The organism is Pedobacter sp., assembly GCF_046462515.1.
In the GTDB taxonomy this organism is placed as follows: Bacteria; Bacteroidota; Bacteroidia; order Sphingobacteriales; family Sphingobacteriaceae; genus Pedobacter.
The window spans coordinates 92184-118073 of record NZ_JBKGVD010000009.1; the positions used below are offsets into that span (position 1 = coordinate 92184).

The 25890-nt window shown below is 33.4% G+C and carries 21 protein-coding genes; 12 read left to right on the plus strand and 9 right to left on the minus strand.

Annotated elements, in window-relative coordinates; all coding sequences use genetic code 11:
• The first annotated feature begins 21 nt into the window (after positions 1-21).
• Both ybeY and ACLHG9_RS12280 read left to right on the plus strand, forming a co-directional pair.
• Positions 22-441 carry an rRNA maturation RNase YbeY gene (ybeY, locus tag ACLHG9_RS12275; protein ID WP_410221794.1) on the plus strand — a complete coding sequence of 140 codons (420 nt, stop codon included), beginning with the start codon at positions 22-24 and terminating at the stop codon, positions 439-441.
• A 128-nt stretch (positions 442-569) separates the two neighbouring features.
• Entirely contained in the window at positions 570-2003 is a 1434-nt protein-coding gene (locus ACLHG9_RS12280; protein WP_410221795.1) for a serine hydrolase domain-containing protein, read from the plus strand.
• Positions 2004-2037: 34 nt separating this feature from the next.
• On the opposite strand, the gene ACLHG9_RS12285 is transcribed toward ACLHG9_RS12280, so the two are convergent.
• Together ACLHG9_RS12285 and ACLHG9_RS12290 are read right to left on the minus strand one after the other, a co-directional pair.
• The gene (locus ACLHG9_RS12285) at positions 2038-2670 is read right to left on the minus strand and encodes a PepSY-associated TM helix domain-containing protein (protein WP_410221796.1); all 633 of its coding nucleotides are present in this window, start codon (positions 2668-2670) and stop codon (positions 2038-2040) included.
• Positions 2671-4191, minus strand: a complete 1521-nt coding sequence (locus ACLHG9_RS12290) for a DUF2271 domain-containing protein (protein WP_410221797.1) — start codon at positions 4189-4191, stop codon at positions 2671-2673. It abuts the gene before it with no gap.
• Positions 4192-4464: 273 nt separating this feature from the next.
• Here ACLHG9_RS12290 and ACLHG9_RS12295 point away from each other — a divergent pair, with 273 nt between their 5' ends.
• The 5 genes from ACLHG9_RS12295 to ACLHG9_RS12315 all read left to right on the plus strand — a co-directional run bounded on the left by ACLHG9_RS12295 (position 4465) and on the right by ACLHG9_RS12315 (position 11622).
• Positions 4465-5082: a GIN domain-containing protein gene (locus tag ACLHG9_RS12295; RefSeq protein ID WP_410221798.1), complete on the plus strand. Its 618-nt coding sequence runs from the start codon at positions 4465-4467 to the stop codon at positions 5080-5082.
• Positions 5083-5264: 182 nt separating this feature from the next.
• Positions 5265-5942, plus strand: a complete 678-nt coding sequence (locus ACLHG9_RS12300; RefSeq protein WP_410221799.1) for an MCP four helix bundle domain-containing protein — start codon at positions 5265-5267, stop codon at positions 5940-5942.
• Between the two features lie 127 nt (positions 5943-6069).
• On the plus strand, positions 6070-7929 hold the full coding sequence (locus tag ACLHG9_RS12305) for an ABC-F family ATP-binding cassette domain-containing protein (protein ID WP_410221800.1): 1860 nt from the start codon (positions 6070-6072) through the stop codon (positions 7927-7929).
• Positions 7930-8012: 83 nt separating this feature from the next.
• Complete coding sequence (gene mnmG / locus ACLHG9_RS12310) at positions 8013-9875, plus strand: tRNA uridine-5-carboxymethylaminomethyl(34) synthesis enzyme MnmG (RefSeq protein WP_410221801.1); 1863 nt, start codon at positions 8013-8015, stop codon at positions 9873-9875.
• A gap of 121 nt (positions 9876-9996) precedes the next feature.
• The gene (locus ACLHG9_RS12315; RefSeq protein WP_410221802.1) at positions 9997-11622 is read left to right on the plus strand and encodes an Ig-like domain-containing protein; all 1626 of its coding nucleotides are present in this window, start codon (positions 9997-9999) and stop codon (positions 11620-11622) included.
• Here ACLHG9_RS12315 and ACLHG9_RS12320 read toward each other — a convergent pair whose 3' ends face one another.
• Complete coding sequence (locus ACLHG9_RS12320; RefSeq protein ID WP_410222289.1) at positions 11623-12135, minus strand: gamma carbonic anhydrase family protein; 513 nt, start codon at positions 12133-12135, stop codon at positions 11623-11625. It lies immediately after the preceding gene.
• Positions 12136-12165: 30 nt separating this feature from the next.
• Positions 12166-13752, minus strand: coding sequence for an L-aspartate oxidase (gene nadB / locus ACLHG9_RS12325; RefSeq protein WP_410221803.1), 1587 nt, complete (start codon positions 13750-13752; stop codon positions 12166-12168).
• A 448-nt stretch (positions 13753-14200) separates the two neighbouring features.
• Here nadB and nadA point away from each other — a divergent pair, with 448 nt between their 5' ends.
• From nadA to ACLHG9_RS12340, 3 genes are all read left to right on the plus strand, one after another.
• Positions 14201-15193 carry a quinolinate synthase NadA gene (nadA, locus tag ACLHG9_RS12330; RefSeq protein WP_410221804.1) on the plus strand — a complete coding sequence of 331 codons (993 nt, stop codon included), beginning with the start codon at positions 14201-14203 and terminating at the stop codon, positions 15191-15193.
• Between the two features lie 85 nt (positions 15194-15278).
• Positions 15279-16319: a thiamine-phosphate kinase gene (gene thiL, locus ACLHG9_RS12335; RefSeq protein WP_410221805.1), complete on the plus strand. Its 1041-nt coding sequence runs from the start codon at positions 15279-15281 to the stop codon at positions 16317-16319.
• 71 nt (positions 16320-16390) lie between these two features.
• Positions 16391-17632, plus strand: a complete 1242-nt coding sequence (locus tag ACLHG9_RS12340) for a hypothetical protein (protein WP_410221806.1) — start codon at positions 16391-16393, stop codon at positions 17630-17632.
• Here the strand turns inward: ACLHG9_RS12340 and ACLHG9_RS12345 are convergent.
• Together ACLHG9_RS12345 and ACLHG9_RS12350 are read right to left on the minus strand one after the other, a co-directional pair.
• Positions 17627-18910 carry a DNA recombination protein RmuC gene (locus ACLHG9_RS12345; protein ID WP_410221807.1) on the minus strand — a complete coding sequence of 428 codons (1284 nt, stop codon included), beginning with the start codon at positions 18908-18910 and terminating at the stop codon, positions 17627-17629. The genes ACLHG9_RS12340 and ACLHG9_RS12345 overlap by 6 nt on opposite strands.
• 12 nt (positions 18911-18922) lie before the next feature.
• Complete coding sequence (locus tag ACLHG9_RS12350) at positions 18923-20062, minus strand: NAD(P)/FAD-dependent oxidoreductase (protein ID WP_410221808.1); 1140 nt, start codon at positions 20060-20062, stop codon at positions 18923-18925.
• Positions 20063-20147: 85 nt separating this feature from the next.
• Between ACLHG9_RS12350 and ACLHG9_RS12355 the strand changes: the two genes are divergently transcribed.
• Positions 20148-20840: a zinc metallopeptidase gene (locus ACLHG9_RS12355; protein WP_243359136.1), complete on the plus strand. Its 693-nt coding sequence runs from the start codon at positions 20148-20150 to the stop codon at positions 20838-20840.
• Positions 20841-20908: 68 nt separating this feature from the next.
• Here the strand turns inward: ACLHG9_RS12355 and ACLHG9_RS12360 are convergent, their stop codons facing one another.
• Positions 20909-23578 carry a M14 metallopeptidase family protein gene (locus ACLHG9_RS12360; protein ID WP_410221809.1) on the minus strand — a complete coding sequence of 890 codons (2670 nt, stop codon included), beginning with the start codon at positions 23576-23578 and terminating at the stop codon, positions 20909-20911.
• 144 nt (positions 23579-23722) lie between these two features.
• On the opposite strand from ACLHG9_RS12360, the gene ACLHG9_RS12365 reads away from it, so the two are divergent.
• The gene (locus ACLHG9_RS12365; RefSeq protein WP_410221810.1) at positions 23723-24109 is read left to right on the plus strand and encodes an acyl-CoA thioesterase; all 387 of its coding nucleotides are present in this window, start codon (positions 23723-23725) and stop codon (positions 24107-24109) included.
• Positions 24110-24149: 40 nt separating this feature from the next.
• Here the strand turns inward: ACLHG9_RS12365 and ACLHG9_RS12370 are convergent, their stop codons facing one another.
• Together ACLHG9_RS12370 and ACLHG9_RS12375 are read right to left on the minus strand one after the other, a co-directional pair.
• Positions 24150-24956 (minus strand): phosphatidate cytidylyltransferase, encoded by an 807-nt coding sequence (locus ACLHG9_RS12370; RefSeq protein ID WP_410221811.1) that lies wholly within the window; start codon positions 24954-24956, stop codon positions 24150-24152.
• Positions 24946-25878 carry a type II CAAX prenyl endopeptidase Rce1 family protein gene (locus ACLHG9_RS12375; protein WP_410221812.1) on the minus strand — a complete coding sequence of 311 codons (933 nt, stop codon included), beginning with the start codon at positions 25876-25878 and terminating at the stop codon, positions 24946-24948. Before ACLHG9_RS12375 ends, ACLHG9_RS12370 begins: the two co-directional genes overlap by 11 nt.
• Positions 25879-25890: the final 12 nt, after the last annotated feature.

Consider the following 25890-nt stretch of genomic DNA (forward strand, 5'->3'; position numbering starts at 1 on the left):
TAACCGGTAGAGAATAAGCTCATGGCAAAAATCAATTTTTTTAACGAAGATACCACTTATAACCTCAAAGGAAAACGGGCTTTAAAAGGCTGGGTAGAAAAAGTTATTATTGCCGAAGGCTATAAATTAGAGGAACTGAACTTCATTTTTTGTTCTGACGAATTTTTATTGCGTATAAACCAAGATTTTCTACAACATGACTATTATACTGATGTAATTACTTTTGATAACTCAGAGGAGCCAAAAACCATAGTGAGTGATATTTTTATCAGTATAGACCGTGTTAAAGATAATGCCAAGCTAAATAACGTTACTATACATGATGAGCTTTGCCGCATTATGATACATGGAACTCTGCATCTTTTGGGCTATAAGGATAAAACCTTAAAAGAAAAATCTTTAATGACCCAAAAAGAAGACTACTGCCTAAGTTTACGCTAACCCTCTTTTCCTATTTTTGCAACATTCTGCAGGTTTAAACACGTTATTTCCTGATAGCTTCTTTTTGTTAGGAAAATTTTATACATTGGTTTTATTGTAAATAACTAACCAAACACCTGTTTTAAGCTATGAATTTTAAGTTGACATCAAAAAGTGTTGCAAGATTACTTGCATTCTTAATGCTCTTTTCTGCGTTTTTGTCTTCGTGCTCTAAAAAAGGAGACCCTAAACCAGAAGAAATACAAAAGCCCAAATCGGATGCTAAAGATCTGAGCGGTTTAAGCATACTAAAATCTGAGAACCCTTCATTAACAGGTGATGGCTATGTTTACAAATCGGGGGCTAAATTCTATGTAACCTTACCAATGGGCTCAACCATCAATGCTGTAAAAGTTAAATTCAATTTTTCAGATAACGCTACTTTAAAAATTAACGGATCAACCGTTTCTGGCAATACCGCAACTGTAGATTTGAACAGTACGCAGGATGTAGAGATTACCTCTGAAAGCGGTTTCAAATCAAATTATACCATTCTTGCTCAGGTGGGAATCAAAGAAATCGACGAAATGGTTTATCCTTTTATAGAAAAGTATGGTATGCCTGCAGTATCTTATGCGATCGGCAAAAACAGCATAGAAAACGTGGTTTATAAAAATGCCACGGGTTTTGCTGTTGTAGAAACCAAAGAACGGGTAAGACCTGATTATATGTTTAGACTTGCTTCTATGTCTAAACAACATACGGCTATTGCTATTATGACCTTAATTCAGCAAGGCAAAATAGGTATTGACGATTTGGTTTTTGGCCCTACAGGAATTCTCAAAGATTCTTTTCCCTCAGTAGGTCCTAAATCTGCAAAAGTTACCGTCAGACATTTATTGGAACATACAGCTGGCTACACCGGAGATCCGATGTTTTCTGCTGCTTATAATGGTTATACATTAGACCAGCGCATACAGGTTATGCTCAACTCAGCTCAAAGTGAACCTGGAACTGTATTTTATTATTATAATATGGGTTATGGTGTTTTAGGAAAAATTATAGAAGTGGTTTCGGGAAAAGACTATGAAACTTACTTAAAGGAAATATATGCACCAACAGGTGCGCAGGTTTATATTTGTGGAACCAGTCCAAGTCAGAGGCGACAGAAAGAAGTGGCTTATTACGCTCAAAACGGCTCATCCGGTTATGGAAATGATATGAATGTGGCAAAAGCAGCCGGAGGTGTGCTAATTAACACAGAAGATCTGTTCAAAGTATTATATAGCGTAGATGGGGGCACTATTAGGCAAGATATTTTAAATTCAGCCACAAGAACATTAATGTTCACGCCTTCAGCCGTAACCAAAGGTTATGCAAAAGGGTGGCGAACCAATCATTCGCTTTTCAATGGTTTTTACCATGGTGGAAATCTGGCCGGAACCGCAACCTTCTGGATATATGGCGAAGAATACAGTGTGGCTGTATTATTGAACTCAAGAAGCGAGGATAGCCAGTTTGATGTTGATTTGATTGTGTTAACTAACAATATTATGAAAAAAGCCAAAGAATTAGGCTTGTAACAAAAAGCGGAGAAAATCTCCGCTTTTTGTTTTTTTAAGGCACCAGTAAAATATAAAGCAGGTAACAGAATATTAATCCTGCAATAGCAGTAACTATTCCTGGGGCCCGTTTCTTTTTTATAAAAAGTAATAAGATCAATCCTGTTAATGAGATAATGATAAGCAATATTGCCGAAACATCAATGACCCAGCCCCAACCTTTTCCTGAATCACGGCCTTTATGAAGGTCATTCATCAGTGCCATCAATCCCATTTTTATTTCTGTTATCTCATATTTGCCCGTTTCTCTGTCTATAAAAACATCGCATGAATATGCGGGCCCTTTAAACGTAACTGCCACCTCATAATCATCCGTTTTAAATTCGGTAACGGCTCCTCTAACACCGTACTTATTCCTTATAAATTCTACAATTTCTAATTTGGCTACTTTTCCTGTATCGGGCATATCTACCCATTTTACATTTAACTGTCCCGAATTTTTTACATCTACCTGCTTATCTCCACCAAGCCAGGAAGGGTGATTTAAAGTTAATCCTGTAAAAGCAAAAAACAGCACAATGGCAAAACTTATCATCGAAAGATAAATATGTAGCCATCGTGATAACTTTGCCAGTTCTTTTTTAGGTTTTTTGGTTTTGAATCCTGTTGTTTTCTTAATTTCCGTCACTTATTTCTTTTTTACAAAATCAAAAACAACATTTGATATTTCTACATTTCCTGCATTAGTTTCACGCTTAGCTGATTTTTTCAACTCCATTGGTTGTCGTAAAATTTCATCAGTACCATGCTCTTTAGAAGTTTCTATGATAATAGTATAATTACCCTGAGGTACATAATTGCCATTATCATCTTTCCCATCCCATTTTATGGTGTATTTACCAGGATTTCTGGTTGCACCGGTTACAGAAGCATAATTCTCTTTATCTGCTTTAAATCTTTCTCCATTTATTCGATACCAGTTTTTAAGATCAGGTACCCATTTAGTTTTATTGTACATTAAGGCCAGGTTCCGAACAGGTTCTCTTTTGTCATTTTCAACCCATATAGCCACAAACGGCCGATGTGAATTTCCCTGAATGGCGTTAAATTCAAAGTTAATAATCAACTCGTATTTTGTATCCCAAGGTTTTTCTGCCTGATTAAAAAATGTAGGGGTATTAATTGTTTTAAGGGTATGGCCTTCTTTTACAAGATAATCTTTCCAGTTATCACTCTCTATAATTTTGCCATTTTTAGTTACAATAAGATAGGCTGCGCCTTCAACGGTTTTAGCCAATTCTTTGCTTTCATTTATACTCAATACATTAAAAGCGGTTGCCAAAGCACCGGCATCAGTTGCGCTCGGTGCAATTACTGTGGCACTAATAATCTCATTAACCGGTTGAGCGGTTTTAGGATTGATGATGTGTGAATACCATTCCTTACCTATCTGAAACCCCCTACGATAATTGCCACTGGTTGCTACAGCATTATTGCCAACATTTAATTTAGCTAAGGGTAAATCGTTTTCTGCACTGGCTAAAGGATTAGTTACATAAATTAAATCTTTTTCGTCTCCTTTAATAACCAGATCTCCCCCTATGTTTATTACGATATTGTCAATTTTTGCCACTTTTAATGCTGCTTCGCAAGCTTTGTTAATGATGTAACTTTTTGTAAAAGTATTCATGGCTAAAGGTACGTTATCTAATCTTGTAGCAGTTAAATTTCCCTGATTTAAGCTATAATGCTGTTCCTGCATCTGGCTAACAGCTAAAGCAAGTTCCGCTTTCAATGGTTTTTTCTGTTTTTTTTCAGCTTGTGCCCATAAATTCCCGGCAACTGTGGCAGATATATTTAAGGCTCCATTAGTCTTAGTTTTCCATTGCTCAAAAAGATTAAGCATTTCAAACAGCTCTGCAGAAATCTTAATTGATTTATTTGTTCCGGCAGTCATCCACTTATTGAATTCGCTATTGCGATCATAAGAGCTTAAAATAGCCGAAAGCCTGTTAATTTCGGTTAAAGCCGCCTGTTCTGCCAGTTCTACCTGTTTTTCTGAACTGCTGCTTATTTTGAACTCTAAAGAAGTACCCAAAACATTTTCATAGTTATTTACATAGAGCTGTTTAAGAGGTTTCCCATCTGCTTTTACTATTGAAACAGAAAATGATAAACCTAACGCCAGTACCAAGGCTGAGAATTTCATGTCTTATTAAGTTTAATTCTAAATAATAAGCAAATGTAAAAGCCTTATTCTATATAAACGATTCTTTCAGGATTTTTTTTAGCTGTCACTCATGAATTTATAAAAGTTTTTGTCGAATAATAATGCCCGTTCGTCGATAAGTACGGTTTGCATGTATAATACAAACCATAGTCATGCAACCTTTTTAACGATTTACGGTCTTATAGATGTAACCATTTGGTTGACAGGTTAAGAAAAAGACACACAAATTTTTAAATATAAAATAACACACAAATGAAAACCTCTATTAAAAACATCATTATTTTAAGCATAAGTGCATTTACTTTAATATTCTTTGGTTTTACAGCTAATGCAACTGAAACAAACAAAGTTACTAGCCTTACTCAAATCAGAACATTTAACCAACTTAATGTAAGTGGTAATGTAGAGATCATCGTAGTACAAAGTGAAACACCTGGCGTTAAAGTTTATGATAGTTATTATTCAAAAAACGCCTTAGTGCAGGAAAAAAATGGCGAATTGAGAATAAGTTCTTTTGATAAAGAGCCTCTAACAGTAGTTGTTTATGCAAGCACATTAAAATCTATTACTGCCAGCGGAAATGCCAAGGTAAGTACTTTAGGAAAATTCTCTGGTTTATTCTTAGATATTGATCTGAAAGATAATGCAAATGCAACTTTAAACAGCCAGACTTTAAGCCTTTCTGCTAAAGTAAATGACAAAGCACAACTTACGTTAACAGGTAGTTCTAATGAGTACAATGCGGTATTAAATAATTTGGCAAAACTTAATCTAAATCAGTTTGTTACAGAAAGTACAAACATTGAAACACAAAATTTAGTTAGTCAAAACAAAAGCGTAAATACACTTGTTATTTCACAAACACTTTAAAAATCATTATACATCATAAATTTAGTTTAGTTTTAGTTAGTTAGAAAATGCGGGTGGATGTCCGCATTTTCTGCTTTTATACCTTTTCATTCCTGATAACGTCTGTATCATTTTTGTCGCTTTATGCTCCGATATGGGTATAATTTAACTATTTTGTAAGTATAAATCTGTTCGTTATGAAAATGGCTTATACCCTCAAGCAAAAAACTAAAATTGCCTTACTATTATTTGCTATTATGGCTTGCATGTTACTAATACGTATACTGGAAGACAGAAGCGTGGTTAAAATGGAGAAAGCATTCAGTTCTTTATATAACGACCGTCTTATTCCTGCAACAGACCTTTTTTTCATTTCTGAAAAGCTTTACACCAAAAAATATTACTTGGAAGACTATGTATATCGTTCAGAAAAGTCTTTAACTCTGCAACGGCTTAAACTTAATTTCAATGATCTCAACAACGGAATAGACTCTTTAATTGGAGCGTATGAAAAGACTTTTTTAATAAAAAAGGAGAAAGTAAGCCTGGCTAATCTAAAAGTCAAACTTGCTGAAAACAGAAAACTTGAGGAAATTTTAATGAGCACTTCCTATTCTGATGAAGCACAAATCAGAGAATTATACCATTCTATAAACGAAAAATCGTTCAGAAATATAACAGCGCTCCTAAAAGAACTTACTCAAGTACAATCTTCAACAGGCAAAGAAATTAGCAGTGAAACCGAAAAAATTATAAAAGGGACCAAATTATATAGCAATGCCCAATTGGTTTTGGCTATCATTATTGGCATTCTTATCGTAGGAATTATTTTTACTTCAAATGCCATTAAGATAAAAAACGATAATTTCAGGCTCAACTAATTACCTTATATCTATTTTCTGTTTAACTATCGTAAAAAACTTTAGCCCTTATAAACATGTAAACCTGATTAAAATTATTAATGTTTACTTTTGCATCTAATTTCTTATCAGCTAATACATTAATAATTTGAGCACATTAATCGCAGCAGAAGGTCTTGGCCATGCATATAACGACGAGTGGTTATTTAAAAATCTTACCCTGGGCATCAATGCCGGGCAACGTGTTGCACTTGTTGGCATAAACGGAGCAGGTAAAAGCACCTTACTTAAACTTCTTGCAGAGCAGTTTCCCCCCTTAGAAGGAAAAATTGTAAAGAATAAATCTGTAAAAATTGGTTTTTTAAATCAGGATCCTTCTTTCCCTTCAGAATATACAATAAGTGACTTCATTTTTTCTGCTGATAACAAGCAGCAACAGTTGATAAAAGAATATGAAGAATTACTTGAACAGAAAGATATAGACCAATATAAAATCAATGATTTATATGACAAATTAACTGAACACAATGCTTGGGAATACGAGCATCAGATTAAGACCATTTTAAGTCGAATGGGTATAAATAATCTGGGGCAAAAAATAGATACTTTGTCGGGTGGACAGAAAAAGAGGTTAGCTTTGGCCAAATTATTAATAGAAGATCCAGAAATCTATGTCTTGGATGAGCCAACTAACCATTTAGATATAGATACCATTGAATGGTTAGAGAAATTATTGACCACCGGCAATAAAACCATTTTATTAGTTACACACGACAGATATTTTTTAGACAATATATGTAATGTAATTATTGAGTTAGATAGAGGTAAAACATTTAATTACAATGGAAATTACGCTTATTTTTTAGAGAGAAAGGCAGAGAGAGAAGCATCAGACGTAGCGACCTTTCAAAAAAATAAAAACTTATTAAAAAAAGAGCTGGAATGGATGCGCAGAATGCCACAGGCTAGGGCAACAAAGTCAAAAGCAAGAATAGAAGCTTTTTATAATCTGGAAGAAAAAACAAAACAGAAATCAGACCATCAAAAAGTAAATTTAAATATAAAAATGTCCCGCCAAGGAGGTAAGATTATTGAGTTAGAAAATATTTCTCATGGTTTTGATGAGAAGTTGCTTATCACTCATTTTAGCTATACTTTCAAAAAGGGAGATAGAATTGGATTGGCAGGAAAGAACGGAACCGGTAAATCTACTTTTCTAAATATCATTACACAGAATATTATCCCTAATTCTGGAAAAATCGAAACCGGAGAAACAACTGTTATTGGTTATTACAAACAAGGTGGTTTAAGTTTTAATGAAAAAGATCGGGTAATAGATGTAGTTAAAGCAGAAGCAGAATATATAAAAATGGCCGACGGTCAAACTATTTCAGCCTCTGCCCTGCTTACGTTATTTTTATTTCCTCCAAAAAAACAACATGGTCTTATAGAGAAGTTAAGCGGAGGAGAAAAAAAACGTTTGCATTTAATGAAAGTATTAATGCAAAACCCTAATTTCTTAATTTTAGATGAGCCAACTAATGATCTGGATATAGACACTTTAAATGTACTCGAAGAATTTTTAGAAAATTATCCGGGTGTTTTAATACTTGTTTCGCATGACAGATACCTCTTAGATAAAATGAGTGAACAGCTTTTTATTCTTGAAGGTAACGGTAATATTAAAATATTTAATGGAAATTATTCTGAATATCGTTTAGATCTGGAAGCACAAAAAGAAGCTTCAGTTAAAAAATCTAAATCTACAGAAATTCATAAAACTGAAAACAACAGTAAAAAATTAAGTTACAAAGAGCAAAAAGAATTAAACGATCTGGAACTTAACTTAGCTAAACTTGAAAGTGATCTCAAAGAGAGATCAGAGTTATTAAATAACATTGATCCTTCTGACTATTTAAAAATTCAAGAAGTTTCTGCAGAGATGGAGAAATTAAATCAAATGCTCGAAACAGAAATGATGCGGTGGATAGAGTTATCCGAAAAATAAAAAATATTTTTCGGATGTTTCACGTGAAACATCCGAAAACAAGTAACGTTAAATACACGTGTTTCACGTGAAACAAAAAATATATGTTCAAAGAATATGATGTAATTGTGGTGGGCGGTGGCCATGCAGGATGCGAAGCAGCGGCAGCAGCAGCAAATTTAGGTTCTTCTGTCTTACTGATAACCATGAATATGGAAACCATAGCACAGATGAGTTGTAATCCTGCTATGGGTGGGGTTGCTAAAGGACAAATTGTACGTGAGATAGACGCGATGGGTGGCTACTCAGGTATTATTGCCGATAAAACAACTATTCAGTTCAGGATGTTAAATAAATCTAAAGGTCCTGCCATGTGGAGCCCACGTACACAAAATGATAGAAAACGCTTCGCAGAAGAATGGAGATTAGCTTTAGAAAGAACTTCAAATATTGATTTTTGGCAGGAAATGGTAAGCTCATTGCTCATAAAAAACAATACTGTTGTAGGTGTAAAAACAAATTTAGGAGTAGAAATAAAAGGAAAATCTGTAGTATTAACCAATGGAACCTTTCTAAATGGGGTAATTCACATTGGCGAGAAAAAAATGGGTGGTGGCAGAACGGGTGAAAAATCTGCAACGGGCTTAACAGAACAACTGGTAGAATTAGGCTTCGAAGCAGGAAGAATGAAAACTGGAACTCCTCCACGCATCGATGGAAGATCTTTAAATTATGCAATGATGGAGGAACAGTGGGGAGATGAAGAACGAGGCAGGTTTTCTTATACCAATGTTGAATTGCCACAAGAACAACGTTGTTGCTGGATCACTTATACCAATGAAAAAGTTCATGAAACTTTGAAAGAAGGCTTTGAAAAGTCTCCTATGTTTACAGGCAGAATAAAAGGTTTAGGTCCAAGATATTGCCCTTCAATAGAAGATAAAATAAACAGGTTTGCCGAACGTGAAAGACATCAGATCTTTGTAGAGCCTGAGGGATGGAATACTTGTGAAATCTATGTAAATGGTTTTTCAACTTCTTTACCTGAAGATGTCCAATATAAAGCACTCACACAAATACCTGGTTTTGAAAATGCAAAAATGTTTAGACCGGGATATGCTATAGAATATGATTTCTTTCCTCCTACGCAGTTAAGTTTAACCTTAGAAACCAAATTAATCAGTAATTTATTTTTTGCAGGCCAAATAAATGGCACAACAGGCTACGAAGAAGCTGCAAGTCAAGGGTTTATAGCAGGAATCAATGCCCATCAAAAAATAAATGAACAGCATGAACTTATATTAAAAAGGTCTGAATCTTATATCGGTGTTTTAATTGATGATTTGGTAACTAAAGGCACTGAAGAACCTTATAGAATGTTTACTTCAAGAGCAGAACACCGTTTGTTATTAAGACAAGATAATGCAGATATACGTCTCTCTCCTATCGCACATCAATTAGGCTTGATAAATGATGATCGTATGGAAATTGTAAACAGAAAAATTAAAAACGCAGATGATATTTTTTCCTTTACAAAAAAACAAGGCGTTGATATGAACGAAGTAAATCCTTTATTAGATGAATTAGGTAGTTCGCCATTAACACAAAATGTAAAACTCTTTAATTTATTAAGTCGCCCGCAAGTAAGTATAAATGATATCAGAAAAGCAAACAGTTCTTTTAACGAATTCTTAAATAACTTTGACAAAGAAACGATAGAGCAAGCTGAGATTAAAATTAAATACGATAGTTATTTTGAAAAAGAAAATGAAATTGTAGCCAAAATGCAAAAGATGGAAGACAAAACCATTAACCCTGAATTTGATTACAATCTTCTTACCTCATTGTCAAAAGAAGCAAGAGAAAAACTTTTAAGGATAAAACCAAGAACTTTAGGCCAGGCATCAAGAATTTCTGGGGTTTCACCTTCAGATATTTCAGTTTTAATGATTCATATGTCTAAATAATTGATTTTCAATAAGATAATATTAAAAATAAGCAAATTAAAAAATTTACATATAAACGATTATCTTTTTGTTTTAATGATATTCATCCAAAAACGATAAAAACCAATTAAATCGCTTAAAAATGGCTAAAAATAAAAAGTATAAAAATTTAGGGTCTTTTTTAACTTATTCTCTCTTGATGATGTTCATTTTTGGTTGTGCAAGTATGAGAACACCAGAAGGAGGTCCTAGAGATACAACTCCTCCAAAGGTTTTAAAAATGGAACCTAAAAATTTTACCACAAATTTTTCGGCCAAGAAAATTTTCATAGATTTTGATGAATACATCAAACTTCAAAATGAGTTTAAAGAATTTTCTATCTCTCCTGAATTAGAAACCCCTGCTCAGCTTAAATACAAGTTAAGAAGATTAGAAATAACTTTGCCAGATACACTTGAAAAAAACACAACTTATACTTTAAACTTTGGAAAAGCAATCACGGATATCAATGAAGGAAATATTTTAAAGAATTTCACTTATGTATTTTCTACCGGTCCTACTCTCGACTCTTTAAGTATATCAGGAAATGTTCGTGACGCCATTACTTTAGATCCTGTATTAGATGCAACCGTTTTAATTTTTCCATTAGAAAGAGATAGTCTTTTCGGGAAAAGGAAAGCTTCTATTTTTACAAGTACAGATAGCAGCGGAAATTTCAAACTGAACAATCTAAAAAAGGATAAATATAAAGTCTATGCTATTAAAGAAAATAACGGTGATAGAATCTATCAGCAGGAAAATGATCAGCTGGCTTTTATAAAAGAGCCGATTACTTTAAATAATAATATAGATTCTATAAACTTGCTCTTATTCAAAGAAAAAGCAAAGAATTTTAGGATTACAGACCGTAAAATAAATAGCGATGGAAGTATATTTCTTTCATTCAACCAACAGTTGAATAAACCCGAAATAACTGTTACCGAACCTTTAAATATAGACGGAAACAAGCTTTTTCAGTTTACAAAGAATAAAGATTCAGTTAAACTCTGGCTGAAAGATCTTTCTTTTGATTCAGCTAAAATTGCAATTAAAGACCAGGGAAAATTATTAGAAACTGTAAAATTAACCCGTGGAAAGAGAGATACATATACACGAAATATAGCTGCTGGAGATAATTTACAAAGTGGTAAATTAAAACCATCTACACCTTTAAAATTAACTTTTAACTTCCCTATCGAAAATATAGATATGAGTAAAGTTCTTTTATTAGAGGATTCTATTCCAAGAAATAGCTTTACATTAAAGAAGGATTCGGCAGATTTATTAAGTTACGTTATTGAATATCCATGGAGGAAACAGGAAAAATACATATTGAACATCAAACCTGACGCAATAACTGGCATTTTTAATAGCAAAAACAAAGAAATCATTAAGTCATTTACACTTGCTGATGCATCTGATTACAGTACCCTATCACTTAATATAAAAGTTCCTGATACCAGCAAGAATTACATTGTTGAAGTTGTAGATGAAAAGAAGAATTTAGTATATGCAGAATCTGTAAACAAAAACAAGGTAATTACCTTAACTAACTTTAAAACAGGAATTTATTTTGCCAGGGTAGTTTATGATGAGAATAAAAATGGCAAATGGGATACAGGTAATTTAAAAGTTGGCTTACAACCAGAAAAAATATGGTACGAACCAAAAGAACTCTCTATAAGGGCTAACTGGAAAAGAGAAGAAATTATAAATATCCCTAAATAATTATTGGTCGAACCAACCTGAATACATGATATAGTTATCAGGTAGTTTATTTAATAAAGCCCGTTGCTCATCTGTAATGGGCTTTATTTTTTTAGCCGGAGTACCCGCATAGATATAACCGCTTTCACAAATCGTATTTTCTAAAACAACCGATCCGGCAGCTATAATACAATATTCTTCTACTATGGCATGATCCATTACAATTGCTCCCATACCTATTAAAACATGATCTTTAATAACACAACCATGAACAATAGCGTTATGACCTACATTAACCCTATTACCTATATGGGTTGCTGCTTTTAAATAAGTTGCATGTATAACGGCACCATCCTGTATATTAGTTTGATTGCCAATTGTAATACTATTCACATCACCTCTTATAACAGCATTAAACCATACAGAACATTGGTTTCCCATGGTTACATCTCCAACTATAGTGGCATTTGGTGCTATAAAACAATTATCGCCCCATACTGGACTAACACCTTTTACTGGTAATATGATTGGCATCTCTGTAGTCAAAATTCTAAGGTTAAAATATTAAATAATAGTGTCTTCTAATTTATTGGCATGATTAGGATAATCAGTAGTATAATGTAATCCCCTACTCTCTTTACGGTGCATAGCAGATTTAATGACCATATAAGCAACTTGGATCACATTTCGTAACTCGCATAACTTTACTGAAACCTTATTATTCTTATAGAACTCTTCTGTTTCTTCAAACAATAAATATAAGCGACGCAATGCACGATCCAACCTAAAATCTGATCTTACAATTCCTACATAATCACTCATAATCTTTTGCGTTTCACGTAAATTATGAGTAACCAGAATATCTTCGTTTATTTGTATAACTCCTTTATCATCCCATTCAGGAATATTTTCAGGAATAACATTATTTTTAAATGAAGCTACAGCAGATTCAAAAATACGATGGGCAAAAACGGTTGCTTCTAACAAAGAATTAGAAGCCAGTCTGTTAGCACCATGTAAACCTGTAGAAGAAACTTCTCCACAAGCATATAAATTATTAATAGAAGACTTTCCATGTTCGTCAACCATAACACCGCCACACATATAATGAGCAGCAGGTGTAACTGGTATATAATCTTTGGTCATGTCTATACCAATAGATAAACATTTGGCATAAATATTTGGAAAATGCCTTAAAATATCTTCCTTACTGCGCATTGTAATGTCTAGGTAAACGAAATCATCTCCCGATTTTTTCATTTCATTATCAATCGCTCTTGCTACAATATCACGCGGAGCCAAAGAACCTCTCTTATCATATTCATACATGAATTCCTCTCCGTTTTTTCTTCTTAAAACTCCACCGAAACCTCGAACTGCTTCAGATATTAAAAAAGAAGGGTACTCACCCGGATTATACAAAGCCGTAGGATGAAACTGAATAAATTCCATATTCCTGATTTTTCCTTTAGCTCTATAAACCATAGCCATTCCATCTCCTGTAGCAATTACTGGGTTTGTTGTAGTACTATAGATATGTCCACATCCTCCAGAAGCCATCACAGTAACATTTGCCAATATCTTTTCAACATCGTTACGTTCTGTATTAAAGGCATATATGCCATAACAGTTAATATCTTTACTGCTTTTATCAACATGAACGCCTAAATGATGTTGGGTAATTAACTCTAAACAGAAATAATGTGTTAATATTTCTATGTTTTCATTTTCATGTATCTGTTTTAATAATACACGTTCAATTTCATAACCTGTAATGTCTTTATAATGTAGCACACGATGCTCAGAATGCCCACCTTCTTTTGCCAAATCAAACACTCCCGATGGATCTTTATCGAAGTTTGTGCCATAATCAATAATTTCCTGAATACGTTGTGGCCCCTCTTTAACTACAATTTCAACAACTTTTTCATCACATAAACCATCACCTGCAATTAAGGTATCCCGTATATGTTTTTCAAAAGAATCAGACTTATCAACAACTACTGCTACTCCACCTTGAGCATATTTGGTATTGGATTCATCCTCATTAGATTTGGTAACTATCAGAACCTTACCATACTTTGCAGCTTTCAATGCAAAACTTAAACCTGCTATACCTGATCCAATAACCAAAAAATCTACTTTTTTCATTATAATATGTAAGCTAAAACAAATGTGTGTTGATAATTTTTAAAACTATGTGAATAGTATGTATAAATATTTACAACAACTTTTTTTGATTGTTTAAAGCTAATGTAAAAAGGTAAATTGAACACAATATTTTAGTAATTTTTAAGCAACTTTATAACACTTATCAACTTTTGACAAACATTACAAGAATACACATTTTGGTATTGATAAGTTTTTAATCTGAAAAGTATAACATTGAAAATCAGTTAAAGTTTAAAATAAAAAGTCTTTAAAAATGTTAGTAATTATGGGAAAACTCATTTATCAAAATTTTATTTGAGAAGTTTTAAACAATATTCACATCCTAATAAACAACAAGAATCCTTTTATATTAATAAATTATATTTTATTGAACTGTTGAAAGCTGTGTATCTTTACAAAAAATTAATGAACGCTAAAAGCATATCGAATGGAAGTTTTAGAAGAATTAAATAGAAAAGGTTATATAGAAGAAGAAATAAATCCTACTCTGGATTTATTTGCTGAAATAGATAAACTTAAAAAAGAGAAGAATGCAATTATTTTAGCACATTATTATCAGGATCCTGATATACAGGATATTGCTGATTACATAGGTGATAGTTTAGGCTTATCACAAGAAGCTGCAAAAACAGAAGCTGATGTGATTGTTTTTGCCGGAGTACATTTTATGGCTGAAACTGCTAAGATTTTATCGCCTCAGAAAAAAGTTTTATTACCGGATTTAAAAGCTGGATGTTCATTAGCAGATAGCTGCCCACCACATTTATTCAAGAAATTTAAAGAAAATTATCCTGATCATCTGGTAATAACTTATGTAAACTGTACAGCAGAACTAAAAGCATTAAGTGATATTGTTTGTACGTCAACAAATGCAGTTCAAATTGTTGAAAGTTTACCGAAAGACCAGAAAATAATTTTTGGTCCAGATAAGAACTTAGGTGCATATGTAGCTAAAAAAACCGGAAGAGATTTAGTTTTATGGAATGGTGCCTGTATGGTACATGAGATTTTTAGCAGAGAAAAAATTACCAAGCTTAAATCAAGACATCCAGAAGCTAAGTTTATTGCACATCCTGAATGTGAAGATGCAGTATTAGAAATGGCCGATTACATTGGTTCTACTACTGGATTGTTGAAATACACCATAAACAGTGATGCGAAAGAATTTATCGTAGCTACAGAAAGTGGCATTATTCACCAGATGGAGAAAGCAAATCCGGATAAAACATTTATTCCTGCACCACCAAATAACAGTTGTGCATGTAATGATTGTCCTTATATGAAGCGCAATACACTAGAAAAATTGTATCTGTGCATGAAAAATGAAATACCTGAAGTTACTGTACCTGACCATATTATTGCAGGAGCTAGAAAGCCGATTGAAAGAATGCTGGAAATTTCAGCGAGTTTAGGCTTATAGAATTAAAACTTCATATTTACAGTCCTATAGTGATTGGTATAGAAATTAAGAGAAAACCATCTGACATCAGTAGATAATTTATTATATGTTTGAGAATAAAGAACGTACATCAATAGCAGAATTAGGCGAGTTTGGTTTAATTAAACATTTAACAGATAATTTTAAAATTAAGCATGAAAGCAGTGTAAAAGGAGTTGGAGACGATGCTGCTGTATTTGATTTTAAGGATAAACAGGTATTGATATCAACAGATCTGTTGCTAGAAGGGATTCATTTTGACCTCTCTTATGTACCATTGATGCATCTTGGTTATAAAGCAGTGCAGGTTAACCTGAGTGATATTTATGCCATGAATGGTATGGCTACTCAAATTACTGTTTCTATAGGTGTCTCAAGTAAATTTCCTTTAGAAGCTGTAGAAGAAATTTATAAAGGAATTGAGTTGGCTTGTAATAAGTTTAATATAGACTTGGTTGGTGGAGACACATCGGCGAGTAAACAAGGTTTGGTTATCAGTATTACCAGCATAGGTTATGCAGCAAAAGAAGATGTAATTTATAGAAATGGTGCACAAGAGGGAGATTTATTGTGTGTATCTGGAGATTTAGGTGGTGCTTATGTAGGTTTACAAATTTTAGAAAGAGAAAAACAGATATTTTTAGAAAATCCACAGATTCAACCTGATCTGGAAGGAAAAGATTATATCATAGAACGACAATTAAAACCAGAAGGCAGACGTGATATTGTTGATTTATTGGCCCAAATAAAAGTAAAACCCACATCAATGATCGATGTTTCTGATGGTTTGGCTTCTGAGATTTTGCATATAGCTACACAAAGCAATGTAGGTGTTAGAATTTACGAAGATAAACTACCAATAGATCCGCAGACTTATGAAACAGCTCGAGAATTAGGATTAGATCCCACAGTATGTGCCTTAAATGGTGGAGAAGATTACGAACTTTTGTTTACTATTAAACAGGCTGATTATGATAAAATTAAAAACGATGTTGATATTAGCATTATAGGTCATGTAACAGATAAAAATTCTGGATGTGTAATGGTTTCAAAATCAGATGTTTTACATGAATTAAAAGCCCAGGGATGGAATGCTTTTAGAAAATAAATGTGTTTATTTGTATGTTAAAAAGATCCGATACATGATTTTTTAAACATATTTGAAACAAATAAATTAAGTTGAAGCGTATTTTTGTATTTTCTTACTATGGTAAGGAAACCTATCATACGGGATATTACAGATTATTAAGTCTTGCTAATACTTTATCTGAAAATTTTGAAGTTTACTTTATTTATGGAAATATAAAGGAGGTAAAAAAAGGAGAAAATAAAGAAAACTTAACAGAAATTCCATTATTATACAAAAACGGAATTTTACAGAAAGTATATTTTTTTTTGCAGAAAAGAAGCCCATATAGCGCTAAACTATTGGTAATTCTTAATTATTTGTTTACTAAACGAGAAATATTCGATTTACAAAAAGAAACACTTTTCTATTTTAATAACAGTGAAATTAAACCGGCTAAAGACGATATAATTTTTACATCTTTTCCCTCATTATCTGCACATAACTTAGGATATAAATTAAAGAAAAAATATCATTCAAAATTAGTTTTGGAATATAGAGATCCTGGAGTTTTTGGATACAATCTGATCTATGAAAATGAATGGATGTCTAAAGTAAGAAAATTATTTTTAAAAAAACAGGAAATTAGAAATCTGGAAAGTGCGGATTTATTATTAACAATTTCTGATTCCATAAAGAAATTTTTTCCGGAAAGATATTTTAACAATGTACATGTGGTTAGAAATGGATTTAATAACCATAAAATTGATAGTTCTTTAATAAGAGATAACCAACAGAAATTTATTTTATCCTATTTAGGATCAATATACAGTAGTCAGTTAGAGGATATAACTTTTTTTGAAGCTGTTAAAGAATTTTTAGTTGAATATAAAATTTCACCGGATAGGTTTTTACTGAAATTTATAGGCGTGAATGATAGAACAGCACTGAATAAAATCATTATCAGATATGGTTTAGAAAATTACACCAGTATATCTGATAAAATGCCTATAGAAAAAGCCTATGATGAACTTTATGATTCATCTATGTTTTTTCACCTAAAATATGGTAATAGAAAAGAAGTGATTACGACTAAACAATATGAATATCTAGCGTTTCAAAAGCCTATTTTACTTCCGGTTTCTGACAATGGAGATATTGCCGAGAGCATTAAAAAGTATAATGCAGGATATGTTTGTAATCATAAAAAAGAAATCATAGAAGTATTGATTAAGTCTTTTAAAAATCATTTAGAAGGAAAGCCTTTAAAAATTAATCATACCAAAGAAGAACTGTATGAGTTAAGTAGGCAATCTCAGGAAGAAAAGTTATTTAAACTAATTAATGAGCTATAGATCTTCCCTGTCTAAGAATTTTTTATCTATCTGCTTGTTGTTTTTTGTTTTAGCTCCTAATTTTTTGATTTTTTCAACTTTTCCGATCAGATTTCCACTGCCAAATTGTAATTTTTTAAAAGCATCATCATGTGCTTTTTGAGTTTGTTCTATATACTTACCTATTTTTTCCATATCGGCTAAAAAACCCACAAACTTATCATATAAAGAACCTGCCTCTTCTGCTATTTCAAAAACATTTCTGTTCTGCCTTTCTATCTTCCATATACTTGCAATTGTACGTAATGTGGCTAACAATGTACTTGGGCTTACAATAACCACTTTTCTATCCCATGCGTAATTAAACATTTCTGTATTGCTTTGTATGGTAGTGCTGAAAGATGATTCGATAGGCATAAAAAGTAAAACAAAATCAGGTGAATTTATCTGGTATAAATGCTGATAATTTTTTGCAGAAAGGCCATCTATATGGTTTTTAACAGAAGCTACATGTTGTTTAAGAAAAACAGATTTTTCATTTTCATCTATAGCATTCACCATTCTTTCATACGCTATGAGCGATATTTTAGCGTCTATAATCAAATGTTTTTCATCAGGAAGGTAAATTATCACATCGGGCTGCAAACGCGTGCCATCGGCGCTTATTAGATTTTTTTGAATACTATACTCACGTTCCTTAATTAACCCTGAGTTTTCTAAAACTCTTTCCAAGATAATTTCGCCCCAGTTACCTTGCTTTTTATTGTCGCCTTTTAAAGCGCGGGTTAGATTATTTGCATCATTTTGAATTTGTTTGCTTTGATCCATAAGCTGAAAAATAACGCCCTTTAACTGATTTCTTTCATCAGCTTCACTTTTATATACTTTATCTACCTTTTCTTCAAAAGATTTTATATTTTCTTTCAAAGGCTTTAAAATTTCATTAAGCTGTGTCTGGTTTTGAAGGGTAAATTTGGCTGTCTTCTCTTCAAGTATAGCATTAGCCATTTTATCAAACTCTAATTTAAATTGCTTTTGTAAGTCTGTTAAGTTTTGCTGCTGCTGTTTATAGAGTTCTTTTTGCAAAAGCAGATTTTCTTCTGCTTTTGTAGCACGTGTATATTCATTTAACAACTGCGCCCTAACCTGTGTAAGTTCTTGCTGTATTTTTTGATTTTCTTCTTTTAAAAAATTAATAGAGAATATATCTTCAGGATTGCTTTTTTCAGATTTTTTAAATAAAAAAATAGATAATAAAACCAATAAAACAACTAACAAACAAATAATGATGAGCTCCATAAAGAGAAGAAATTAAAAAGTACTTAAAACTAAATCGGCGATATCCTGCCCTGTCTGGCTGCCCATGGCTACACCCATTCCATTACATCGAACCGCACAAAAAACATCAGAATCAATTTCTTTAATTATAGGTTCTAATTGCTTACCAAAGGCCATGATACCACTCCAGTTATAATCTATTTCAAACGCAGTATCAGGCAAGATAATATCTTTCAATATGGCATATAGAGATTGCTGAATTTTTTCTGTATGACCAAAGATAGTGGTTTCTTCGGTTTTAAAATCCAGATTTCGGCCACCGCCAAATAATATGCGATTATCAATATTTCTAAAATAATAATAGCCCTTATCATAATGAAAAGTTCCTTTTACCTTTAAAGAAGGTATGGGTTTAGTTACGAGAACCTGTCCCCTGCCCGGTTTTACATCCAGGTCTTTAAAGAAAGAAGAAATAAATGCGTTATTAGCAAAGATCAATTTTCTACAACTAAAAATTCCTTGTTGTGTTTTAATATTAATCTGTTGAGCATCACCTTGCTCAAAACTTGATACTTCACATGAATTTAATATCTGAACACCAGAAGCAGTTGCTTTGTTAATCAAAGCCTTCATCATTTTACCAGTATTGATTTGTCCCTCAAATTGGTTTTCAATTAAAGTACTGATATGGTTAAAACCAAAATAATCTATCTTTTTATTAGCTAGGGTAAAAGCGTTTTTACCCACAATATCTTCAATTAGGCTATTAAAATGGCTAATTTTTGATACACATAAACTGGTCAGTTGTTCATCTTCTTTCTTAAAAAGCTCAAAACCTCCGTAGTTGTTAAATTCTATGTGCTTATCTCCTAACAATTGCCTTAACTTTTGCAGGCCATTCCATCTTCTTTTAATCAAATCATAAAGCCCCTCTGTTCCTGAGGTTTTTTCCTGCTCAATTAACTCAGAAAGGCTTCCAAAGCAAGCAAAACCCGCGTTTTTGGTACTTGCTCCACTAGGTAAAAAACCTCTTTCCAAAACCAGTACATTTAATTTTGGATTATGCTGTTTTAAAGCTATAGCAGCCGTTAAGCCTACTATGCCACTTCCAACAATAATAATGTCTGCAGAAAAAAAACTGATTTTTTCCCAATAAGAAAAGTTGTAATTCATTCTCCTAAATGTAAAAAAATAATAAGAAATAAATATGGGAACGCTTTTTGATTATCAGATTTTGAGATTGAAAACACATACAAAAATGGAAACCTATTTAATTTTATTCGTTCCAGTTCTTCTACTTAGTATGTTTGTGCAGTGGCGATTTAAAAACAAATTTGCTAAATATGCAGAAATGCAGCTCAATTCTGGTTTTTCAGGGAAAGAGGTTGCAGAGAAAATGCTACATGATAATGGCATTTATAACGTAAAAGTAGTAAGCTCTGAAGGTCAACTTACTGATCATTATAATCCACAAGATTTAACGGTAAATCTAAGTACAGATGTGTACTATGGCCGTAGTGTAGCTGCTGCTGCCGTTGCAGCACATGAATGCGGGCACGCCGTACAACATGCCAAATCTTATCACTGGCTGCAATTCAGATCCAATATGGTGCCTGTTGTAAGCATCTCTTCTACCCTTTTACAATGGGTATTACTGATAGGTGTGTTACTCATAGGATTTACAGGAAATCCGGTAGTTTTAGGTATAGGGGTGTTAGGTCTGGCTTTAATAACCATCTTTAGTTTAATTACTTTACCGGTTGAGTTTGACGCAAGTAACAGAGCTTTAGCATGGTTAAAAAATAATCAGAATGTAATGTACACCAGTGAAGAAAATGCACAGGCAAAGGATGCTTTATGGTGGGCTGCTATGACTTATGTAGTAGCCGCATTGGGTTCTTTGGCTAACTTACTTTATTATGCTTCAATGCTATTTAGAAGCAGAGATTAAGAGGGGTTGGGTAAAAAAGAAAAACCGCTGTAATTACAGCGGTTTTTTGTTTAAAAGCTTATTAGTAATTAATTATATAATTGGTTAAACATCCATTTAAAAGTTCCGTGGGTTTGAGATCTGAAAGTAATTTCAGGACCAAAAGCAATTAACTTACCTTTTCCTACAGGAGCTTCAAAGGCAGCTACTCCGTTTTTCAGATAACCTTGTCCCCAGGCCCAGCCACTGCGTAAAGGCTTATCGGTATCAAACCAGGCTAAGGGTTTAATGTTATTATCAGTAATTTTAAAAACAGGGCTGTTATCAAAATAAACATCTGTTAGTTCATCCAAACCCCAGTTTGCATTTAAATTTTTATCTAGCTTAACACTTAATACACTACCCGGAACATAGAACTTTTCTGCAGAAAGTTTAATTTCTTTACCATTTGTAGTTTCAGTTAAAGCATCTTTTACGCCCAGGTTTAAGTGATTGGCTAAGTTGGTTGCCGAACCGATAGCCACAATATTTCCACCTGCTTCAAGGAAATTTTTTAATTCTGGAATTGACTTTTCAACGGTCATACGACCTACTCTTGATTTATATTCATCAGGGATATTAGTAATATCTTGGTTAAATTGTCCGCCTCTTCCTCCTGTTGTTCTTGCAGGAATAGAACCACCTACTAAAATGATTACATCATATTTATCTTTAAGTTTTCCTGCATCAACATCCGGAGGGTAAATTACAGTTGGATTGTAATGGTATTGTTCCATGATGTATCTGATCCATCCAGACGGCATAGAACCCCCGTAAACATCCCAAAGCGCAATACGGGCAGGTTTTACTGCTTTTGCATTTTTAGGCTTTTCAGCAGCAATCACTCTCATACCAAAATTACGTTCAGCTTTGGTAAGAGCTTCTTTTGCTTTTGCACTGGCAGGAACATAGAAAGCACCATTAGAAGGATCACGTAAAACTTCTACTCCTGCTTTTAAAAGATCGTTTACAGCTAAAAAACTTTCATTAGCTTGAGCGCTTAAAGCGTAACCGCGGGCATTAGCAGGTAAAGGTTTAGGTTTTGCAATTAATAATTCGCCAACAGGAAGTTTATTAAAAGGGCCGTTAAAGCCATCTAATATTCTATCAAATTTAACATTCATTAAATAAGCTAAGGTCCATCCTGCTGCATCATAAGGCGCAATTGGAGGCCCCCCCTCGTATTTAAAATCATTAGGATGATCTTGTGGCTCAAACATATCTAAGATATGTGGTCTGAAGGCCTGGTCTGTTTTTACAATATACGATCCTGCAGGATATTTTTTTCCATTAACCGTAAAATCAGCGGTTGCTTCCTGTACCTGAATACCTGTTCTGATCAATGCATTTAAGAAGCGGATAGCTGTGGTAAAATCCGGTTGATCTGAAGGAATAATGTAACCTCGGGCATCTCTGTTTGCCGGATCTTTCATTACCTGATCAAGATATTTTTCAGGAATTTGTTTTCTTTCAGTTACACTAACAGGCGCGGTATTGGTTTCTTTTGCATAATTGGCATTAATGGCTTCAATTTTTTTAGGAGAAAATGACCAGGTATCTGTAAGACCTCTGTCAATAGAATTTTTTCCCATTTGGTATATATTATAAAGCAACTCATCGCTATAACGTTGCGCGTAATTCAATACGGCATAGTTTAATGAAACCGAATAATCAATCGCATCTTTATAATACCATACTTTAGGTTGTACCGGATTTGGAGAATCTCCGTTAGGTAGCAAGCGAGCAGGCACAAGAGGAATATTCATTGGATTTGGGCTACCAACAATTTCAGTTAATAAACCGATCATGTTATGGAAGTAGGTAGTTGTACGTAAACCACCGTTATACCACGTAGAAAAAACAGATCCGCCCCTTTGTGTGTATCCTGGTTTGCCTTCAATATTTAAGCGGTTATGCATAGCTGCTCCTACAGCATCAAGACTGGTCATGATAATAGGATCAAAAACATAGTTGTAGGGATCACGATAAGGCGCCCCTGCAACAATAGTTCCAGCAGGCCCAGCCTGATGGTGGTTATACATGATTTGAGGTATCCACTCTACAAATAACTGCCTCCCTATATTTTGTGTTTCCTTTAGGTTTAACATAAAGAAATCACGGTTATTATCATGTCCTGCATATTTTTCATATAAACGGGGAAGACCTGCTAAAGATCTTTTTTCAGGAGTGGTTTCACGCATGTACCAGTTACTTTGTAATTCTTGCCCGTCAGGATTGGCATGCGTCATTAAGATAATTACCTTATCTAAAATATTTTTGGTTTCTTCATCATTTCTGCTAGCAAACGTATAGGCAGTTTGTATTAACTGATGTATACCCACCGTTTCATTGGCATGTAAACCACCGTCAATCCAAACAATGGCTTTTCCACTTTTAGCTAAGACCTTGGCCTGCTCAGGAGTTAAGCCTTCTGCTCTGGCTAGTTTTTGCGAAATTTCTTTATATTTCGCTAAATTTTTGTGATTTTCAGGAGAAGTAACAATCAGCATAAACTGATCTCTACCTTCTTCAGTTTTACCAATGGTGGTATATTTAATCCTATCAGAACTTGCTGCAAGTTTCTTGAGATAGGCTTCGGTTTGTGTAAAATTGGCTAATTGATAATTATCACCAATGTTAAACCCGAAAAAAGACTTGGGTGTAGGTATTTCCTGCGCCTGCACATTTAATGCGCCTGCTACCAGAAATGCTATACACATTTTCCTAACGTAGCTTTTTAACATCATTTAAAGTTTAGTTTACAATTTCATATCAAATATAGAAGTGAAAGACATTGAAAAATATAACTCTTATATTTGTTACATTTTTTCAATAAGACGATAAGTTCGGTATAATTTTTAGATATGACTTTAGAAGAAAGAATCGCCGGTTCAAAAACTAGTATTTTTAAAGCTGTTTTTCCAAGTACAACAAACCACTACGATACGCTTTTTGGTGGTACGGCTATGCATATGATGGATGAAGTAGCTTTTATTACGGCTACGCGTTTTAGCAGGCAGAAAATGGTTACTGTAAGCAGCGACAGAATTGATTTTAAACAACCTATTCCTGCCGGAACTATTGTTGAACTGGTTGGGCATGTAATTCATGTGGGTAATACCAGTTTAAAAGTAAGTGTAGAAATATACATAGAGCAGATGTATGCTGAAGGCAGAGAATTAGCTATACATGGCGAATTTACTTTTGTTGCTTTAGATGAAAACAAAAAACCAACGAGGGTAATTAAATAAAAACTGGTTTCTTGATTTAAAAATACAAGCCAAGAAAAGCTTAGTTTAACAGCCAGAACAAATAGGTATATACCAAAGGGGCTGCAATCAACAAACCATCAAAACGGTCTAAAAAACCACCATGTCCTGGTAAAAAATTGCCAGAATCTTTTACACTCAAACTGCGTTTTAACATTGATTCTACCAGATCTCCCAGTGTGCCAAAACAAGAGATAATCAATGCCATTCCTGTCCACTCCAAAAGAGATATTTCATGAAACCATATACTAACTATAAAAGCTACAATTAATCCTGTAAATATTCCTCCAAAAAAACCTTCCCATGATTTTTTTGGTGAATGACGCTCAAACAGACGATGTTTGCCAAACTTCATTCCAAATAAATAAGCCCCCGTATCATTTGCCCAAAGCATGAGTAAAAATGCTAACGGAAAATGAAAGCTATAAGAATTATCGGTTATGAAACCTAGACTAAAGAAAAAAGAAAAGGGAAGGATTACAAAAATCAGCCCTAAAAAAGTAAAAGCGATATTGGAAAAAGGATGTTCGCTTTTACGGTAAAGTTCTGCAATAAATACAGCAAAAAACAACGGAATATATAATAAAAGATTTTTAACTGGGATATCGATAAAATGAGATGCTGCTATGCTGCCAAAACAAAGTATGGCTAAAGAAACTCCAATAAACAAGTTAGGGTGTGCTTTTGTTGTTTTAATCATTCGGTAAAACTCCAGCAAACAAACCACACTTAATAACAGATAAAATGCGGTAAAAGTATAGGCTCCTAAGAAAATAGAACCTAACATAATAATGGTAAAGAAAAATGCGGTAATGGCTCTAGTTTTCATAAGGTTGCGGTATGTTGCTTTGACTGGCTTTCTTTTTGATAAACAATAAAAGTGAAACGGTTAAAATAGCACTAAGTATGCTCATATATAGAGGAACGCTTTGCATGTCGGATTCATTAAGCGGAAGGTTCTTACTTTGATAATAATAAGCCACAATAACGGCGTAAGCATTGTTTAAAAAATGTGCAAAAACGGCGTACCAAATACTTCCTGTCCAGAAATATAAATACCCAAAGGTTGCGCCTAAGAACATGCGGGTAAAAAAACCAAAAAACTGAAAGTGAATACAGCTGAAAATAATTGCCGATAGCCAAATGGCTACATGGGGATTAACCACTAACCTGAAAATGCTGCGCTGCAATCCACCTCTGAAAATAAATTCTTCACAAATTGCTGGAGTTACGGCAATTACCAATAAATTTATAATAAGACCCCATCCCGAAGATGTTTTTAAAATAATTTCGGTTGTTTTGGCCAGATCTGTTTCCATTGCCCGCATCCAGTTTTCTACATTTTTTAAGAAAGAAGGAAGAGACATTTTTTGGTTAAGTTCATTTACCCATGACAAAAAAGGCAGGCTGCATAAACCTATAAAGGCCGCCATAAATAATAAGTTAGGCTTAGGTGTTTTAAAACCATAAAACTTATTTAGAGGTTTTCTTTCAACTACGGCAAGTAAAATAGCCGGAGTTAAGAATAAACCCAATTGTTGTGACGTTAATATAATTTTAAAAGCCCCTACATTTTTTTCATTAAGCTGATTAGACAAAACAGCCATTAATGTGTCTAAGCCATATAAAAGATAAACAATTATACAGGCTGCTATGGCAAAAACAATTAATCCTAGAATGGCAAATAAGCCTAAAAACATAAGTTGTATAATAGGATTATTCTCTTGCTTACCGGGTGCGTTTGGATACATTATTTTAATTAT

What these genes read in the sequence shown, in the direction of transcription:
- ybeY (WP_410221794.1), top strand. Translation starts at nt 22, where the DNA reads ATGGCAAAAATCAATTTTTTTAACGAAGATACCACTTATAACCTCAAA.
- ACLHG9_RS12280 (WP_410221795.1), top strand. Translation starts at nt 570, where the DNA reads ATGAATTTTAAGTTGACATCAAAAAGTGTTGCAAGATTACTTGCATTC.
- ACLHG9_RS12290 (WP_410221797.1), bottom strand. Translation starts at nt 4,191, where the DNA reads ATGAAATTCTCAGCCTTGGTACTGGCGTTAGGTTTATCATTTTCTGTT.
- ACLHG9_RS12295 (WP_410221798.1), top strand. Translation starts at nt 4,465, where the DNA reads ATGAAAACCTCTATTAAAAACATCATTATTTTAAGCATAAGTGCATTT.
- ACLHG9_RS12300 (WP_410221799.1), top strand. Translation starts at nt 5,265, where the DNA reads ATGGCTTATACCCTCAAGCAAAAAACTAAAATTGCCTTACTATTATTT.
- mnmG (WP_410221801.1), top strand. Translation starts at nt 8,013, where the DNA reads ATGTTCAAAGAATATGATGTAATTGTGGTGGGCGGTGGCCATGCAGGA.
- ACLHG9_RS12315 (WP_410221802.1), top strand. Translation starts at nt 9,997, where the DNA reads ATGGCTAAAAATAAAAAGTATAAAAATTTAGGGTCTTTTTTAACTTAT.
- ACLHG9_RS12320 (WP_410222289.1), bottom strand. Translation starts at nt 12,135, where the DNA reads ATGCCAATCATATTACCAGTAAAAGGTGTTAGTCCAGTATGGGGCGAT.
- nadB (WP_410221803.1), bottom strand. Translation starts at nt 13,752, where the DNA reads ATGAAAAAAGTAGATTTTTTGGTTATTGGATCAGGTATAGCAGGTTTA.
- nadA (WP_410221804.1), top strand. Translation starts at nt 14,201, where the DNA reads ATGGAAGTTTTAGAAGAATTAAATAGAAAAGGTTATATAGAAGAAGAA.
- thiL (WP_410221805.1), top strand. Translation starts at nt 15,279, where the DNA reads ATGTTTGAGAATAAAGAACGTACATCAATAGCAGAATTAGGCGAGTTT.
- ACLHG9_RS12345 (WP_410221807.1), bottom strand. Translation starts at nt 18,910, where the DNA reads ATGGAGCTCATCATTATTTGTTTGTTAGTTGTTTTATTGGTTTTATTA.
- ACLHG9_RS12350 (WP_410221808.1), bottom strand. Translation starts at nt 20,062, where the DNA reads ATGAATTACAACTTTTCTTATTGGGAAAAAATCAGTTTTTTTTCTGCA.
- ACLHG9_RS12355 (WP_243359136.1), top strand. Translation starts at nt 20,148, where the DNA reads ATGGAAACCTATTTAATTTTATTCGTTCCAGTTCTTCTACTTAGTATG.
- ACLHG9_RS12360 (WP_410221809.1), bottom strand. Translation starts at nt 23,578, where the DNA reads ATGTGTATAGCATTTCTGGTAGCAGGCGCATTAAATGTGCAGGCGCAG.
- ACLHG9_RS12365 (WP_410221810.1), top strand. Translation starts at nt 23,723, where the DNA reads ATGACTTTAGAAGAAAGAATCGCCGGTTCAAAAACTAGTATTTTTAAA.
- ACLHG9_RS12370 (WP_410221811.1), bottom strand. Translation starts at nt 24,956, where the DNA reads ATGAAAACTAGAGCCATTACCGCATTTTTCTTTACCATTATTATGTTA.
- ACLHG9_RS12375 (WP_410221812.1), bottom strand. Translation starts at nt 25,878, where the DNA reads ATGTATCCAAACGCACCCGGTAAGCAAGAGAATAATCCTATTATACAA.